General features: G+C 70.8%; 18 protein-coding genes. 12 read left to right on the top strand and 6 right to left on the bottom strand.

Annotated features, from left to right (window positions below):
- Positions 1-18: 18 nt before the first annotated feature.
- Positions 19-477, bottom strand: a complete 459-nt coding sequence (locus tag ACFVTC_RS26695; protein ID WP_390131047.1) for a MarR family winged helix-turn-helix transcriptional regulator — start codon at positions 475-477, stop codon at positions 19-21.
- 426 nt (positions 478-903) lie between these two features.
- On the opposite strand from ACFVTC_RS26695, the gene ACFVTC_RS26690 reads away from it, so the two are divergent.
- Entirely contained in the window at positions 904-1,767 is an 864-nt protein-coding gene (locus ACFVTC_RS26690; RefSeq protein WP_390131045.1) for a hypothetical protein, read from the top strand.
- Positions 1,768-1,872: 105 nt separating this feature from the next.
- Here the strand turns inward: ACFVTC_RS26690 and ACFVTC_RS26685 are convergent, their stop codons facing one another.
- Positions 1,873-3,051: an amidase domain-containing protein gene (locus ACFVTC_RS26685; protein WP_390131043.1), complete on the bottom strand. Its 1,179-nt coding sequence runs from the start codon at positions 3,049-3,051 to the stop codon at positions 1,873-1,875.
- A gap of 274 nt (positions 3,052-3,325) precedes the next feature.
- Here ACFVTC_RS26685 and ACFVTC_RS26680 point away from each other — a divergent pair, with 274 nt between their 5' ends.
- The 4 genes from ACFVTC_RS26680 (at position 3,326) to ACFVTC_RS26665 (ending at position 5,908) form a co-directional block, all read left to right on the top strand.
- Positions 3,326-3,961, top strand: a complete 636-nt coding sequence (locus ACFVTC_RS26680) for an AAA family ATPase (RefSeq protein ID WP_390131042.1) — start codon at positions 3,326-3,328, stop codon at positions 3,959-3,961.
- Positions 3,958-4,182: a hypothetical protein gene (locus tag ACFVTC_RS26675; protein WP_390131040.1), complete on the top strand. Its 225-nt coding sequence runs from the start codon at positions 3,958-3,960 to the stop codon at positions 4,180-4,182. The genes ACFVTC_RS26680 and ACFVTC_RS26675 overlap by 4 nt, the downstream gene beginning before the upstream one ends.
- Positions 4,183-4,400: 218 nt before the next feature.
- A complete protein-coding gene (locus ACFVTC_RS26670; protein ID WP_390131038.1) occupies positions 4,401-4,952 on the top strand; it encodes a cysteine hydrolase family protein in 552 nt (183 codons plus the stop codon).
- Positions 4,949-5,908, top strand: coding sequence for a GlxA family transcriptional regulator (locus tag ACFVTC_RS26665; RefSeq protein ID WP_390131036.1), 960 nt, complete (start codon positions 4,949-4,951; stop codon positions 5,906-5,908). Before ACFVTC_RS26670 ends, ACFVTC_RS26665 begins: the two co-directional genes overlap by 4 nt.
- A 69-nt stretch (positions 5,909-5,977) precedes the next feature.
- Here ACFVTC_RS26665 and ACFVTC_RS26660 read toward each other — a convergent pair whose 3' ends face one another.
- Positions 5,978-7,012, bottom strand: coding sequence for a DUF6745 domain-containing protein (locus ACFVTC_RS26660; RefSeq protein WP_390131034.1), 1,035 nt, complete (start codon positions 7,010-7,012; stop codon positions 5,978-5,980).
- A 172-nt stretch (positions 7,013-7,184) separates the two neighbouring features.
- Positions 7,185-7,511 (bottom strand): hypothetical protein, encoded by a 327-nt coding sequence (locus tag ACFVTC_RS26655; RefSeq protein WP_390131032.1) that lies wholly within the window; start codon positions 7,509-7,511, stop codon positions 7,185-7,187.
- A 197-nt stretch (positions 7,512-7,708) separates the two neighbouring features.
- Between ACFVTC_RS26655 and ACFVTC_RS26650 the strand changes: the two genes are divergently transcribed.
- The 6 genes from ACFVTC_RS26650 (at position 7,709) to ACFVTC_RS26625 (ending at position 14,005) form a co-directional block, all read left to right on the top strand.
- Complete coding sequence (locus ACFVTC_RS26650; protein WP_390131030.1) at positions 7,709-8,677, top strand: STM4015 family protein; 969 nt, start codon at positions 7,709-7,711, stop codon at positions 8,675-8,677.
- Between the two features lie 33 nt (positions 8,678-8,710).
- Complete coding sequence (locus ACFVTC_RS26645) at positions 8,711-9,880, top strand: STM4014 family protein (RefSeq protein WP_390131028.1); 1,170 nt, start codon at positions 8,711-8,713, stop codon at positions 9,878-9,880.
- Positions 9,881-9,935: 55 nt separating this feature from the next.
- Positions 9,936-10,742, top strand: coding sequence for an STM4013/SEN3800 family hydrolase (locus tag ACFVTC_RS26640; protein ID WP_390131026.1), 807 nt, complete (start codon positions 9,936-9,938; stop codon positions 10,740-10,742).
- Positions 10,739-12,094: an STM4012 family radical SAM protein gene (locus tag ACFVTC_RS26635; protein WP_390131024.1), complete on the top strand. Its 1,356-nt coding sequence runs from the start codon at positions 10,739-10,741 to the stop codon at positions 12,092-12,094. Before ACFVTC_RS26640 ends, ACFVTC_RS26635 begins: the two co-directional genes overlap by 4 nt.
- Positions 12,095-12,102: 8 nt before the next feature.
- The gene (locus tag ACFVTC_RS26630; RefSeq protein ID WP_390131022.1) at positions 12,103-13,011 is read left to right on the top strand and encodes an STM4011 family radical SAM protein; all 909 of its coding nucleotides are present in this window, start codon (positions 12,103-12,105) and stop codon (positions 13,009-13,011) included.
- Between the two features lie 76 nt (positions 13,012-13,087).
- Positions 13,088-14,005 carry a cupin domain-containing protein gene (locus ACFVTC_RS26625; protein WP_390131021.1) on the top strand — a complete coding sequence of 306 codons (918 nt, stop codon included), beginning with the start codon at positions 13,088-13,090 and terminating at the stop codon, positions 14,003-14,005.
- A gap of 22 nt (positions 14,006-14,027) precedes the next feature.
- Here the strand turns inward: ACFVTC_RS26625 and ACFVTC_RS26620 are convergent, their stop codons facing one another.
- Positions 14,028-15,107: an NAD-dependent epimerase/dehydratase family protein gene (locus ACFVTC_RS26620; protein ID WP_390131019.1), complete on the bottom strand. Its 1,080-nt coding sequence runs from the start codon at positions 15,105-15,107 to the stop codon at positions 14,028-14,030.
- Positions 15,108-15,120: 13 nt separating this feature from the next.
- Positions 15,121-15,549 carry a MerR family transcriptional regulator gene (locus tag ACFVTC_RS26615; RefSeq protein ID WP_390131017.1) on the bottom strand — a complete coding sequence of 143 codons (429 nt, stop codon included), beginning with the start codon at positions 15,547-15,549 and terminating at the stop codon, positions 15,121-15,123.
- Between the two features lie 191 nt (positions 15,550-15,740).
- Between ACFVTC_RS26615 and ACFVTC_RS26610 the strand changes: the two genes are divergently transcribed.
- Entirely contained in the window at positions 15,741-16,211 is a 471-nt protein-coding gene (locus ACFVTC_RS26610) for a nuclear transport factor 2 family protein (protein WP_168532926.1), read from the top strand.
- Positions 16,212-16,217: the final 6 nt, after the last annotated feature.

The raw sequence follows: 16,217 nt of genomic DNA, 5'->3' as shown, positions 1-16,217 counted from the left end.
TGTCGGGGCCGCGGATCCTCAGAGGTCCGACGTGATGCGGTCGAGCACCCGGGTGGCGGCGGCCACGTCGCACCCCTCCAGGCGGGAGAAGACGTGCCGCCGCACACTGGCGAGGTTCGTGGGCCACGTCTGCTTCAACCGCGTCCATCCCGAGCTGGTGAGGACGGCGAGCCATGCCCGGCCGTCCTCGGGGGACTTCACCCGCAGCACGAGCGACTGGGCTTCCAGGCGGTTCACGATTCTGGTCATGCCGCTCAGGGAGAGCCCGCACTCGTTGGCCAGCTCGCTCATCCGCAGCTGGCTGTCCGGTGCTTCGGAGAGGTGCACCATCACCATGTACTCGGACGTGGTCATCTGCTGCTCCGAGAGCATGTCCGAGTCGACGACACGAGGCAGGAAGGCCATCACCCGGCCCAGAGCCCGGATGAACGCCTCCTCGTCGGGGTTGAGAGGCTCGGGCGTCGTCGCGTCAGTCATGGACACAGTGTAATTGCCCCGAATCGGACGCCGGCCGGGGCGGATCACGAAGCCCCGGTCCCCAGCCGCGGCAGGTGCACGCCGGGTGTCGCGGCGTCCGGGTCCTCGGGCATTGGAGTGGCCGCCGCGCGGGCCGGTGGCGTGGCTCCCGCGCCCCCCGGCACCGCTCTTCCTAGGGTCGGCGGTTGACGGGCGGAGCAGGCGGCGGACGGCTGTGCCGCCCTTGGGGGTCCGCCCGTCGTACCCATGGCGCCGCGCCACGACGTGGCTCGGCACCGACCGTCTCCACGGGCCGGTACGGCAACGGGCCGACCGTCCAGAACAGGTGGGTGAGTCGTGGAACGCACCACGGCAGGATCACGAACGCGCGCGCACTCGACCCCGGCGGACCGCGCGAGACGGAGATGGACCCGGCAACTGGCCGCCGTGACCGGCCTCCTGATGCTCTGTGCGGTGCCGGTCGGACCGGCGGACGCGGCGTCGGCCGGCGGTGTGCGCCCGTGGTCCCGTCCCCCGCTGTACGTGTCCGACTACGGCAACAACCGGGTGGTGAGACTGCCCTCGGACAGAAGCGGTCAGCGGACCGTCCCGCTCGACGGCCTGGTGCGTCCGACCGGTCTGGCCTGGGACGGCGCCGGCGATCTCTTTGTCTCGGACACGGGCGCCAACCGGGTGGTGAAGCTGCCTCCGAGGGGCGGTGACCAGTCCACGGTGCCCACCACCGACCTGTCGCGCCCGCTGGGGCTCGCCGCGGACGCGGTCGGCAACCTCTACATCGCGGACAGCTTCAACGACCGGGTGGTGAAGGTGCCCGCTGACGGCAGCGGTCAGACGACCGTCCCCACCACGGGACTGCTGCATCCCTGGGGACTGGCGCTGGCCCCCGGCGGAGACCTGTACATCTCCGACTTCGTCAACGACCGGATCGTCAAGGTGTCCGCGCACGGGAGCCGCCAGACCACCGTGCCCACCGTCGGCCTCTCCCAACCCACCGGACTGGCGCTGAACGCCGCGGGGGACCTGTTCATCTCCGACAGCGGCAACGACCGCGTGGTGAGGGTGTCCGCGGGCAGTGGCCGGCAGCGCACGGTTCCCGTCACCGGTCTGAACGACCCGCTGGGGCTCGCACTCGACTGCCACGGCGGCCTCTACGTGGCCGACGGTCTCAACAACCGGGTGGTACGAGTCCGGGAGACGGGCGGCGGACAGGTCACGCTGCCGGCCACGGGGCTCAACACCCCGACCGGCCTCGCGTTCCCGCCGACGGGCGGTCGCCCCGGCCGGTACTGAACACGCAACCACCGGCAGAGCGAGAAGCCGGACCGTCGTGGTCCGGTGCCGACAGAGCAAGGAGCCGGACCCCGGGGCCCGGCTCCCGCTCGGAAATCAGACCGCTCAGGTGCGGTACGCGTAGTACGCCGCGTTCGGGTACGACGCGATGATGCTCGCCACCGACCTGTTGTACGTGTTGGTGGAGTGGTACGACACGTACGGCACGCCCTGCGAGCTGCGGGACGTGACGATCATGCTGTGGTCCTTCTCGCCGTCCTTGTTGAAGTCCATCTGCAGCACGTCGCCGACGTCCAGCTGGTAGACGTTGGCAAGGCTGGTGACCCGCTTGGACGACAGGGCGAACCACGAGAACTCGTTGACCCCGACGAACGAGTCCGACTGGATGTCGGCGTTGCCGAACCACTTGTGGAAGTCGTTCGTGTAGCCGGGGACGTGCTTCCAGCCGCCGGCCTTCAGGGACTGGCTGACGAAGTTGGTGCAGTCACCGCCGGCACCCTGACCGTTGAAGTCCGGGTAGTCCGGGTTGTACTTGTTCCAGTACTTCGCCGCGTACGCCGCCATGGCCTTGTAGTCGTAACCGGTGGCGGAGAAGTTCTTCGCCTTCGCCGGTGCCGGCAACGTGATGGCCGAGCGGGTCGCCTCGGGCGGAGCGTCGTCGGCGGCGGTGGCCGGCTTGGCGACCTGCGGGCTGGCGACCTGGTTGACCGCGACGCCGTCATCGGTGTCACGGACCTTGGTGAGCTGCCAGTCGCCCTTGTGGTCGGCCTTGAACGTCAGCTCGTGGTGAGCCTGGAAGCCAGTGGTCTTCGGCTCGCCGCCCTGGACCTTCTTGTACGTCAGGGTCGTGGTCTCGGTGACGGCGACCGTGGCGTGGCGACCCTCCACCCGCGTACGGTCCAGCGAGACGCTCGTGTCGGCCGAGCTGTACTTCTCGCCGAGCGACGCCAGACGGGACTTGCGGCCCCGCAGCTGCGACAGCGCGGCGTTCTCGTCCCGCGACTGCGTGGAGGACAGCCGTACGTCGCCGGAGAACCGGGACGCCTTGGGCGTCTGCTTGCTCTTCCCGTTGTCGACCAGGGCGTCCGTACGGTCGGTGAAGACCGCGTCCGCCAGCCGCTGGAAGGTGGCCTTGGTCGACGCGTCGACCGTGGGGTCGTCGGCGACACTCGCCGCGCCCGCACTCCAGTTGGGCAGGAGAGCCGCGCCGGCGACGACCGAGGCGGCCGCCGCCGTGACTATGGTCGCCCGTCTCCGCTTACGGCTCAGTTTCCTTGTTTTCAATGATGTTCCCCTCTACGCCGGTACTCTCTACCGGAATCCGCATCCTCGCACGCCATATGTGCGTCCTGTGAGGGGGGTTACCGAAGGGACACCGGGCCGTGACGGTCGCCCCACGGCGAACTCGGCGCCCTCGTGGAGATCGGGCGAAGAGCCCTTCGCCGCCCACGGCCGGCGTTAGGCCCTAAGAATGATTCATGCCACCACAGGGTGAAAGAAGCCGATATCCGCCGCGCCGACGGCGGCCTGCCGATCGGGGCCACTAGCGTTGCGCCCTGTGACGCTGAGCTATGCCTTTGTGAATCTCAAACCCGGAGTGGGAAAGACGACCAGCGCGGTCTGGCTGGCCCACGCGCTGCACGAGCTGGGCGTCTCCCCACTGTTGGTGGACAGCGACCCCGCCTCCTCCGCTCTGCGCTGGAGCGAACTGGCGGGAGGCTTCCCGTTTCCCGTGATCGCCTTCCCGGTGGGGGACGTCCACCGGCGCGTGAACGACTTCCTCGGCAGCCGGCAGGCCGTGGTGTTCGACGCCCCCCAGCTGGAGGATCACGCGCACATCGCGCGCAGCATCATGAGGTACGCGAGCGACTGGATCGTGCCACTGACCCCGGCGCCCATCGAGCTGGACCGCATGGCACCCATCGGCGGCGAGATGAGGGACGTGCAGTCGCTGCGCGCCCAGCCGGCTCGGGCCGCAGTTCTGCTGAACCGCACCAACCGTCCCGACGCGACGCGCACCGGTCCCGACGCCGACGCCCGCGAGGCTCTCACGGAACGGGGCTTCGACGTCCTGGCCACCCACATTCCACGGCTCGACCTTTACTCCCAGTCCTTCGGCAGCGCGGTCGACGTCAAGGGCTCGGCCTACATGGACCTCGCGGACGAACTCATCAAACGGCAGGACACAGCGTGAACCAGCGCAAGGACACCTACCGGGCGGCGCTCCAGCGTGAACCCGGCGCCACCTCCCCCCGTCCGCTCAAGGTCACCCAGCTGGACGCCCGTTACATCCGGTTGACCATCGAGGTCGATCCCGCCGTGCCGCGCGAGCTGAACCGGTGGATGGGGCCGCCCGTGTCCGCGCTCATCCGTGTCGGCGCCGCCGTACTGCGTCCCCTGAGGAACAACCCGTAAGCCGCGCACCGCGTCCTGCACGCCGCGTGCGCCGGCCGCCCGCTGGCCGCTGGCCGCTGTCCGCTGTCCGCTGTCCGCTGTCCGCCGTGCGCCGTGCGCCGTGCGCCGCAGGATTCGGAACACACGGCGTACGGTCCGGGGTGCGTGACCGGATCGTTCCGGTACCGGCCCGGATCGGGTCTGCGCTTCGGGCGTCGTTCCGGGTCACCATCGATGGCATGAGCAGAGCGCTGATCGTCATCGATGTCCAGGAGTCCTTCCGGGCTCGCCCGCTGTGGAAGCAGATCGCCCGTCCGAGGATCGCGGAACCGGTGAACCGGCTGGTCGGTCTCGCGCGGGCCAACGGCGACCTCGTCGTCTGGGTCCTGCACTCCGAGCCGGGCAGCGGCGACGTGTTCGATCCCGCGCAGGGGCATGTCCGTCTGCTGGAGGAGCTGGACCGTCCGGAGCCGGGCGAGCCGGTCCTGTACAAGACCTCCCACAACGCTTTCACCACCACCAACCTGCAGCAGCTGCTGACCGAGGCGGGGGTGCGCGAACTGGTGGTCTGCGGAATCCGCACCGAACAGTGCGTGGAGACCACGACCCGGGTCGGCAGCGATCTCGGGTACCGGATGGTCTTCGTCACCGACGCCACCACCACCAACCCCATAGGCGGTCTCAGCGCCGAGGCGATCATCGAGCGCACCGAGGCGGTCCTGCGCGACCGGTTCGCCCGGATCACCACGGTGGCCGAACTGGAGTCGGAGCTGGCACCCTCGAAGGCGTGAGCCTCGTCGTCTTCGTCCTGCTGCCCGGCGTCCACCTCCTCGACCTGGCCGGACCGGCACAGGTCTTCAGCACCGCGGCGGACTTCGGGCAGCCCTACCGCATCGAGTACGTCGCCGAGCGTGAGCAGGTGCTCAGCGCCCAGGGTCTGCCCCTGATCGCGCGGACCCGGTGGCCGACGCCGAGCGTCGACGACCTGACAGTGGTGCCGGGCTGGCGGACGCGGACCTTGGGCGGCGGGCCGGCGCTGAGCCACGCCGGGTCGGAATGGCTGCGCGACCACCATGCCGCCGGGGGCACCGTCGCCAGCGTGTGCGCCGGGGCGGAGGCGCTCGGCCGGGCCGGACTGCTGGACGGGCGCAGGTGCACCACGCACCACGACCACCAGGACGAACTGGCCGCCCGTCATCCCCGAGCCCTCGTGGTGCGGGACGTGCTGTTCACGACCGACGACCGGGTGGTGACGTCGGCGGGGATCGCGAGCGGCATCGACCTCGCGCTGCACCTGCTGGCCGTACGCCATGGCCCGGCACTCGCCGCCCAGGTGGCCAGGGACATGGTCGTGTACGCCCGTCGCAACGGCCACGAGTCCCAGGCCAGCGCCATGCTGCGGCACCGGTCCCACCTGGACGACGCCGTCCACCGCGTCCAGGACCTCATCGACGCGCGATTCACCGAACCGCTGCCGCTCGCGCGCCTGGCCGCGGGCGCGGGCGTCAGCGAGCGCACCCTGACCCGGCTCTTCCACCGTGCCACCGGCGGTCTGACCCCGCTGCGCTACCAGCAGACGCTTCGGGTCGAACGCGCCGAGCACCTGATCGACCATGGCGCCACGGTGGAATCGGCGGCCCGTCAGGTGGGCTTCGAGGACGCCCGGATGCTGCGCCGCCTCCGCACCCGGACGCCGCGGGCGGGCGCGGGCGAGCCGTCCCGACGTCGCGTGCGCCCCGACGAGTGAGCGGCGAGGGAACGCCACCGGTCGCGGGCGCCTCGCGACACACTCGGGAAGGCCGACGGGCGAGTCGACTCACGTCTGCCGGAGCGGCTGGTAGACCTCGGCCGCGATGCCGAACGTCCAGGCGACCCCCTCACGGGCCGTGCGCGTCGTCGGCGGGACGCGCAGCCAGTACGTGCGGCTCGTGCCGTCCGGCTCGGGAGTGGAGTTGACGACCTCCACCATCACCACGTCCTCGTCCCCGAGAAGTTCGAGCCGCCACAGGATTCCGGTCTCGTCCCGGTGTACGGGAACCGCGCCCGATTCCGCGAGATACCGGTCGTAGCCGTAGAACTCCAGCATCACACGGCGGAGTTCGGCGTTCTCCTCGTCACGGATGCGCCGGGGGTCGAGCGAGGCCAGCTCGTCGAGGAACTCGCCCGGCACGGGCATGCCACGCCAGGCGTACAGCTCGAACCCGTCCTCGTATCCGAGCGCCGGTCCGTCGCCTCGGTCGAGACGGCCCGCCTCGTCGCGGTGGAGCGCCGTGGGCCGCTCGCAGACGACCGCCACCCGCTCGTAGGGCCACCACCAGCCGGCCGCGCCGGCCACCATGGCGGGACCGCCCAGCGCGCCCGAGGGTTCCGTGTCGAACGCGGACAGCCAGGCCGCGTCGTGCTGCCCGAGAGCGGCGTCGAGCAGCAGGAGCCGGATCCGGGTCTCCTCCTCCTTGCCGGTGGCCAGCTGCTCGACGACTCCCGCACGGATCCGGTCGACCAGGACGCGGGTCGACTCCCACAGACCGGCGCCCGTGGCATGCCAGTGCCCGCTCCATCCCTGCGGACCCAACCGCCGGTGGAGTCGCTCGCGTTCGGCTGCCCAGGGTTCGCTCAGCACGGCGTGGCGCACGCTCGCGCCGGTCTCGTCGCCCGTCAGCCCCACCCCGTCCGGACCCGGCGCGCCCATGAGCACCTGAACCGCCTCGCGGGGAGAGCGCACCCACACCACGCGCTCGGGCCCCGTCAGACCGGCGCTCCGGTAGGCGAGCCGGACACCCTCCTCGGCCGCGGCTCGATCAGCGGCCCCCGTGGCCGACGCGACCGCACGCCAATTACTCATGTCCGTCATGTTCGTTCTCTTCCCACGTCGTTCGGCACGGGCGTGGAGGCATCACGCTCCGGCCGCCCGGCCCGTCCTTGTCGCCACGCTCGTCGCGTCGCACCGCCGGGAGGCGGCACCGCGACGAGCACCCGCGGATGTACGTCACCGCCCCGCGCGCGTGCTCGCGCCCCCCATGGGTTCAGTCGGCGACGACGCGCACGGAACCCGGCACGTACTCCCGCTGCCGGACGACCCGGTACCAGCCCTTCGGGAGGGATATCGCCGCGTGTTCCTCGTGGACGACACGCGCTCCGTCCGGGACGTGCAGCAGCATCGGCCCGAACACCCCGGCCTCCCTGATCAGCTTCCCGGGGCCCACCACCGCATGTGCGTGGCCGGTGACCTCACCCAGCGCGAGGACGAGCCGGCCTCGGCCGTCACGCGGTTCGGACGGCGCGTCGACCGCTGCGGCGGGTACCGCGTCCGGTGCCAACGACACCATGAGGACATCTCCTTGCCGGTACATGTGTCTCCCCTTCGCCACACGCTTCGGGCACCGGATGTGCCATGCGAGAACCGTAGAGGCGGCCACTGACAGTCCCCCGCCGCGCGAGGTTGTCAGTGGGTCTTGGTAGAACTCCGGTACCTGGGAATGCGGTCCGCGCGCACCAGGCACCACAGGCTGTCGCACCACCGACCAGATGCACGAAGGAGCGGGCGCGCATGACCATCGGAAGCCACCTGCAGGAGTTCCACGGACTACCGGCGTTCACCTTCCCGGAGACGGGGGACGAACCCCTCCGGGTCTCCGCCCTCCCGTCCCCTGAATCCGTCGCCTGGCGGGTGGCCGTGGATTCCTACGAGAGCGAGGAGTCGTGGCCGGACGCCTTCGCCCGGTTCCTCGACGCGGTCGACACCACGCGCGTGCGGGCCCTGGTCGTGGGCGCCTGGAGCGATGCGTACGACAACGCTCCGACGGACGTGGTCGAAGCTCTCGTGGCGGCCCGCGACCGGCTGCCCGAGCTGCGGGCGGTATTCCTCGCGGACATCGTGATGGAGGAGTGCGAGATCTCCTGGATCGTCCAGGGCGACGTCTCCCCCGTGCTGGATGCCTTCCCCCTGCTTGAGGAGTTCGGCGTCCGCGGCGGCAACCAACTGGTCTTCCCCGTCGTCCGCCACGAGCGGCTGCGCAGGCTGACGGTGGAGACCGGCGGTATGCCCGCCGAGGCCGTACGAGGAGTCGCCGGCAGCGATCTGCCGGCACTGGTCCATCTCGACCTGTGGCTGGGCACCTCCGAGTACGGAGGCGACTGCGAGGTGGGCGATCTGGAGCCGTTCTTCGCCGGGAGCCGCCTGCCCGCGCTCAAGCACCTGGCCCTGCGCAACAGCGAGATCCAGGACGTCATCTGTTCCTCGCTGGCCTCGGCACCCGTGGTGGCTCGTCTCGAGTCCCTCGACGTCTCCATGGGGGTCCTCACCGACGACGGCGCGACGGCGCTGCTGACGGGACAGCCGCTGACCCATCTGAAGTCACTCGACCTGCACCACAACTACCTGAGCGCGGCGGTCCGTTCGCGTCTGCTGGAGACGCTGGAGCCGCACGGCGTAAAGGTCCACGCCGATCAGGACGACGCCGATTCCGACGAGGAGGAGGACGGAACCGTCTGGCGCTTCGTGGCGGTGGGCGAGTAACGCGGCGGTACGGGACGGAGGACGGAAGGGAAAGTGTCAGGAGTGGACGGCACGGAAGCGCACGGCGGGCCGCCCCGGTGGGCGGTCGTCGCCAACGGGGAGAACCGGAGGGTCGCCCTGTTCACCGCGGCGGCCGAGGCCGCCGGCCACGGCACCCCTCGCGTGGTCGAGTGGTGTGACGTGCTGCGCGAGGGTGGGCACGAGTTCGCCGAGGACGAGATCGTGCGCCTGGACTCCCCCGGGGAGAACGCGGAGGTGGACCTGCTGTTGCGCGGCGTCGGCGATCCGACCCGCGTGGAGGGATCCGCGCGGTGGTACGCACGCTTCCTCGACGGCGTGGCCTCCCTGCGCGGCGGACGCCGGCTCGACGCGCCGGAGGACCTGGCCGTCCTGTTCGACAAGCGGCTCTGTCACGCCCGCCTGCGGGGTGCGGGCGTACCGGTGCCGGTCTCCCCGACCTCGGGCGACACGGCTCCGGCGGGAGACTGGCCGGCGGTGCGGGCCCGGATGGCGGACGCGGGCCTACGGCGGGCGTTCGTGAAGCTCGCTCACGGCTCGTCCGCCTCCGGCGTGCTGGCGGTCGAGACGACGACGGCGGGACGCGTCCGGGCGACGACCTCCGTGGAGATCGCGGACGGCCGGCTGTACAACTCGCTGCGCGTGCGCCACTACACCGACGAGTCCGAGGTCGCCGCGATCGTGGACAGGCTCGCACCGGACGGCCTGCACATCGAACGCTGGCTGCCGAAGGCGTCGCTGGGCAACCGATCGGCGGATCTGCGCGTCCTCGTCGTGGCGGGCCGGGCCACCCACGCCGTCGTCCGTACCAGCCGCTTCCCCCTCACCAACCTCCATCTCGGCGGCACCCGCGGCGATCTGTCCGCCGTCCGGGCCCTGGCCGGTGACCGCTGGGCCCACGCGATCGCCGTCTGCGAACAGGCCGCGGCCTGCTTCCCGGCGACCCTGTGCGTGGGCGTCGACCTCCTGCCCGCCGTCGGCTGGCGCCGGTTCGCCGTCGGCGAGGTCAACGCGTTCGGTGACCTGCTGCCCCGGCTCACCGGTCTGCCGGACGGCCCCGCCGAGGGGCTGGACACCTACGCCGCCCAGATCGCGGCCCTCGGTGCGCGCGGGCCCGCCCGGTTCGTCCCGCGGCCCGCGCCCTCACCGCACCACCGTTCAAGGACACTCCATGCCTCACTCTGAACCGCCCACCGGCGCACGTCCGGCAGGGTCAGCCGAAGCGCTTCCGACGCCCGACATGAACGAGGTGGTGGGCCGGGACGACCTGTTGCTGCTCACCCTCGACACCCTGCGCCACGACGTCGCCGTCGAACTCGCGGCGGCGGGCCGCCTGCCGAACCTGGCGGCGCATCTGCCTGGCGGTGTCTGGGAGAAGCGGCACGCGCCGGGCAGCTTCACCTACGCGTCCCACCAGGCGATGTTCGCGGGGTTCCTGCCGACCCCGGCCTCCCAAGGGCCCCATCCACGGCTGTTCGCGGCCCGGTTCGCGGGCAGCGAGACGACCGAGGACCGTACGTTCGTCTTCGACACCCCCGACATCGTGTCGGCGTTGGCCGCCCACGACTATCGCACCGTGTGCATCGGTGGTGTCGGATTCTTCAACAAGCGCGGGGCCCTGGGCGACGTCCTGCCCGGCCTCTTCCAGGAGAGCCACTGGGAACCGGAGTTCTCGGTGGCCTCGCCGACGTCCTTCGAGGCACAGGTCACCCGGGCCGAGAAGGTCGTGGCCGAACTGCCCGCGCGGCAGCGGCTGTTCCTCTTCCTCAACGCCTCCGCGCTGCACCAGCCGAACTGGTTCCACCTGGAGGGCGCCACCCCGGAGGCGGGTGACAGCCGCCGCACCCACGCCGCGGCTCTGGAGTACGTCGACCGCCATGTCGGACGGCTCTTCGCCGCGATGTCCGCACGCCGTCGCTGCTTCGCCATCGTCTGCTCCGACCACGGCACGGCGTACGGGGACGCCGGATACACCGGCCACCGGCTGGGCCACGAGTCCGTGTGGACCGTCCCCTACAGTCACTTCTTCCTGGAGCCCTCCGCATGACCGTCACCCCCGTGGCCATGGCGCACGCCGTGCCCCGCCCGTATCAGAGCTATCTGTACGCCTATCCGCACAAGACCGCCTACCGGCCGCTCGATCCGCGGCCCGCGCTGGAGCAGTTGTGGGCGGGTGAATCACGGCAGGCGCTCTCGTTGTACCTGCACATCCCGTTCTGCGAGGTGCGGTGCGGCTTCTGCAACCTGTTCACGCGCGTCGGTGCCCCGGACGGGCTGACCGGCCGCTACCTCGACGCCCTGAGCCGGCAGGCCGTCGCCGTACGCGAGGCGCTCGGTGACGAGTCGTCGCCGCGGTTCGCGGGCGCGGCCTTCGGCGGCGGCACGCCCACCTTCCTGGAGGCCGCGGAGCTGGAGCGCCTCTGCGACATCGCGGAGCGGGACATGGGCGCGGACCTGCGGTCCATCCCCCTGTCCGTGGAGGCGTCGCCCGCGACGGCGAGCGCCGACCGGCTCGCGGTCCTGGTCCGGCGCGGCGCCACACGCCTCAGCCTCGGGGTGCAGAGCTTCGTCGAGGAGGAGGCCCGTGCCGCCGTGCGCCCCCAACGGCGTGCCGACGTCGAGGCCGCGCTCACCCGGATACGGGAGTCGGCCGTCCCGGTCCTCAACATCGACCTGATCTACGGTATCGACGGGCAGACCGGGGCCAGTTGGCGGTACTCACTCGACGCGGCCCTCGCCTGGCGCCCGGAGGAGATCTACCTCTACCCGCTCTACATCCGTCCGCTCACCGGTCTGGGCCGTCACGCGGACGCCCGGATCGCCGACCGCGACTGGGACGAGCAGCGGCTGCGCCTCTACCGCGAGGGCCGCGACCATCTGCTGTCGGAGGGGTACGAGCAGGTGTCGATGCGCATGTTCCGTCGCGCCGACGCCCCTCCGCAGGGGCCGGACGACTACGCGTGCCAGACCGACGGCATGATCGGGCTGGGCTGCGGGGCACGGTCGTACACCTCGGCCCTGCACTACTCCTTCGACTACGCCGTGTCGATGCGCGAGGTGCGTGCCATCATCGACGACTACAGCGCCACCGACGACTTCTCCCGTGCTCTGCACGGCCGTTGGGTGGACGAGGACGAAGCGCGACGCCGGCACCTGTTGCAGTCACTGCTGCAGGCCGAGGGCCTGTCCACCGGTGACTACCGGCGACGCTTCGGCACCGATCCGGCCGGCGACTTCGCCGCCGAGCTGGATGTCCTGGCCCGGCGCGGCTGGCTGCGGGACGCGGGGACGGAGCGGCTCAGGCTCTCTCCCGAGGGGCTCGCCCACTCGGACGCCATCGGGCCCGAGTTCTTCTCCCCCGCCGTCAAGGACGCCATGAACGCCTACGAGTTGAGGTGACGGGCCCCATGGATCTCACGGACCCGAGCGACCTCACGATCCTCTACCGAGGGCCTCTCGCCTCCTGCGACTACGACTGCCCGTACTGCCCGTTCGCCAAGCGCCGCGACAGCACCGCGCAACTGCGCGCCGACCGCGCCGCCCTCGAACGGTTCGTGGCCTGGGCGCGCGGCCCCCACGAGCACCGGTTGTCCGTGCTGTTCACACCGTGGGGCGAGGGCCTGACCCGCTCGTGGTACCGCCGGGCTCTGGTGGAACTGTCCCACGAGCCGCGTATCGAGCGCGTCGCCATCCAGACCAACCTCAGCTGCCGCACCGACTGGCTCGCGGACGCGGCTGCGGACACGGTCGCCCTCTGGTGCACCTACCATCCGGGGCAGACACCCTACGAGCGGTTCCTCGACAGGACGCACCGCCTGTCCGACCTGGGAATCCGGTTCAGCGTCGGCGTGGTCGGCCTCCCCGAGCACCTGGACCACGCGCGGCGCCTGCGCGCGGATCTGCCTTCGCACGTCTACCTGTGGATCAACGCCGCCGAAGGGCACACCTACACCGACGAGCAGGCCGCCGAGTGGACCACGCTGGACCCGCTCTTCCCCTACAGCCGCCGTCCCCACCGCTCGGCCGGGCTGCCCTGCCGGACCGGCCGGAGCGTCATCTCCGTCGACGGAGAGGGCACGGTCCGGCGCTGCCACTTCGTCCGGACGGAACTCGGCAACCTCTACGACGGGTCCTACCGCTCCGCGCTCGCCCCGCGGCCGTGCCCACTCACCGCGTGCGACTGCCACATCGGGTACGTACATCTGGAGACCCTGCCGTTGTACGACGTCTTCGCCGGCGGAGTCCTCGAACGCGTCCCGCACCCGGAGTCGCTCCCACCCCGCCCGCTCCTCCCGATGGCCATGGGTGTTCCCTGACGCCGAGGCCCCGAGCACGGACGATTTACAGTAGGAAGCCAGGAAAACTTGCTCGACCGTCCAGAAGGAGTCGGTGATGGATCCCCTGGAGGATGTGCTGACCCTGCTCGACACAAGAGGTCACCTCTCCGCGAGCCTGGTCGCGGGAGGCCGGTGGGCCATCCGGTTCGACGCACCGTCCGGCGTGAAGTTCAACGCCGTCCGGCGCGGTCACTGCCTCCTCGAACTGGAGGGCATGGCTGACCCGCTCGCCCTGGAGGAGGGGGACTGCTACCTGCTGACCCAGCCCCTGCGCTTCACCCTCCGCAGTGACCCGCAAGCGGTGGCCGTGGACGCCGGCCAGGTCTTCGCGTCGCCCGAGGGCGGGGTCGCGCGAGCGGGCAACGGGGAGGACGAGGTTCTCCTCGTCGGCGGCCGTTTCTCGTTCGGCGACCGGGCGCGCACGCTGCTGCTCGAAGACCTGCCTCCGGTCATACACGTACCCGCCGGAACACCTCAGGCCGAGACCCTGCAATGGGCGCTCGCCCAGATCGAACGTGAACTGCAGGACAGTCCCATGGCCTCGACACTGGTCGCCGAGCATCTGGCGGTCGTCATGCTCGTCCACGTCCTTCGTCTGCACCTCACACGTGAGCCCGGGACCGCTTCCGGCTGGCTCGCCGGCCTCGGGGATCCGGTGGTGGCGGCGGCGCTGACCTCCTTGCACAGCCGGCCGGAGCATCCGTGGACGGTCGCCGAGCTCGCGCGGACCTGCGCAGTGTCGCGGTCGACGCTCGCCGCACGCTTCAAGGGCACGGTCGGCCGTGGGCCGCTCGACTACCTCGCCCGGTGGCGGGTGGAACTCGCCTCCCGCCACCTGCGGCGGGGAACCGACACCGTGTCCGCCATCGCCCGCACGGTCGGCTACGGCTCCGAGAGCGCGCTGAGTACGGCCTTCAAGCGGGTCAACGGCGTCTCGCCCCGGGACTACCGCAAGACGACGCGGGCATCGTGAAGCGCGGAGTGGAACCCGCGAACTAGGGCTTTTCGGCCAAGGTCACCAGGCCCAGTTCGATGAGACTGTCGGCGGTGTCACGGACCGTGCGGGTGATGTCGCGGGGTTCCCAGTCGAGCACGGAACGCGCCTTGGCACTGCTGATGACGGGAATCCGGCCTCCCAGAGCCGCCGCGTCCCGCAGCGCCGGCTCCTTCTTCGCCGCTTCACGCATCTGTTCGAGGGTGAGCTCCGAGGACGGCAGTGCGTCGGCCGCGGCAGGCAGGTGTGCTCGCAGGGTCCGGGCCATGCCGAGGAAACTGATCGACGGTCCGCCCACCGCGAGGAACCGTTCTCCCGCCGCCTTGGGGTGGAGCATGGCGCGCAGGTGCAGGTCCACGACGTCGCGGACGTCGACGACGCCGAAGTACATGAGCGGCAGCACCGGCATCCCGCCGGTCAACATGGACCTGACGATGGTGACCGAGGCGGCCAGGCGCGGTCCCAGCACGGGGCCGAAGATTCCCACGGGGTTGACGACCGCCAGCTCGATCCCCCCGTCGGTCTCCACGAAGTCCCACGCCGCGCGCTCCGCGAGGACCTTGGACTTGTGGTACACGGGCAGGCCGTCGGTCTCAGGGTCGGTCCAGTCCTCCTCCGCGTACCGGTCGTCGGGCTTGACGGTGTAACCGACCGCCGCGAAGGAGGAGGTGATCACCACGCGTCGTACGCCCGCGGTGCGGGCCGCGGAGAGGACCCGCAGCGTGCCGTCGCGTGCCGGGAGGACGAGTTCGTCCTCGTTCTCCGGGGGCGTGACGGGAAAGGGGGACGCCACGTGCAGCACATGGCTCACGCCGTCCACCGCGGCCGCCCAGCCCGCGTCGACGGACAGGTCGGCCACGGCGAACTCCAGGAGGTCTTCGCGGTCCACCCCGGCCCGCCGCACGAGTGCCCGCACCCCGGCCGCACGGCCGGGCTCCCGGACCGTCACCCGGGTCCGGTACCCCTCACTCAGCAGGCGGGCGACCATGTGCCCGCCGACGTATCCGCTCGCGCCGGTCACGAGCACCGTTCCTGCCTCGGGAGCGCCGGAGGCGCCGGGGGCGAGGATCTCTGCAGCCATTTCACTCAGTCCTTCAGGGTTCGAATCGTTCGAGGATCAGCGTGACCGCCTCGATCGCCCGGCGTTCGGCGACGGCGTCGCCGCGCAGGCGGGCATCCCACATCCGGGTCTTCCCCCGGAGGTAGGCCAGGCGTGACTTCAGCCGTTCGATGTCGTCGGCCAATCGCTCCGCCTGGTCGGCGAACAGGTCGCGCTGCTCCGCCGCCGCGGCGTTGCCCAGGGGGAGCAGGTCCACGTAGCGGCGCATACCGGCTACCGTCATTCCCGCCGAGCGCAGACAGGCCAGAGCCACCACCCGGTCGGCCGTCGCCGCCGTGTAGCGGCGATGTCCGCTGGACTCGTCGCGGCCGACCACTCCCAGCAGGCCGACCTTCTCGTAGTAGCGGAGCGTGGGCTCGCTGAAGCCCGAGCGCCGCGCCATCTCCTGGATGGTCAGACTCACCGTTCGTCCTCCGTCGTGTCCGTCATGAAGGAGCCTCCGACACTTCAAGCGCTTCAAGTCAAATGTCCTGGACCCGGGCTTCCGGGCAACCACGGGACGCCCGGATGCGCGGGACGTCGCGCATGGGGACACTGGGCCTACCGCATCCCCATCCACGAACCCGTACCGCGTACGAGTCAAAGGAGCTGACGATGGCCGGGAAGCCGCCCTATCCGCCGTTCGATGCCGAGAGCGCCGTGCAGAAGGTCAGGGCGGGCGAGGACGCCTGGAACACCCGCGATCCCGAGAAGGTCTCGCTGGCGTACACCGAGGACAGCCGCTGGCGCAATCGTTCGCTTTTCATCAACGGCCGCGGGGAGATCGTCGACTTCCTGACCCGGAAGTGGGAGAACGAACGCGAATACCGGCTGATCAAGGAATTGTGGGCGTTCGGCGGCAACCGGATCGCCGTCCGCTTCGCCTACGAGTACCACACGGCCACCGGGGACTGGTTCCGCGCCTACGGCAACGAGAACTGGGAGTTCAGCGACGACGGGCTCATGAGCGTGCGCCACGCGAGCATCAACGACGTGCCGATCACGGCCTCTGAACGCGCCTTCGACTGGGACCGTTCGGGGCCGCGCCCGCCCGACTACCCCAGCCTCAGCGACTTCGGCTTCTGAACCCGG

The organism is Streptomyces sp. NPDC057950, assembly GCF_042887295.1.
Classification (GTDB): Bacteria; Actinomycetota; Actinomycetes; order Streptomycetales; family Streptomycetaceae; genus Streptomyces; species Streptomyces kaempferi.
The sequence above is the reverse complement of the archived record's forward strand: the minus strand, read 5'-3'. Positions and strand labels throughout refer to the sequence as shown.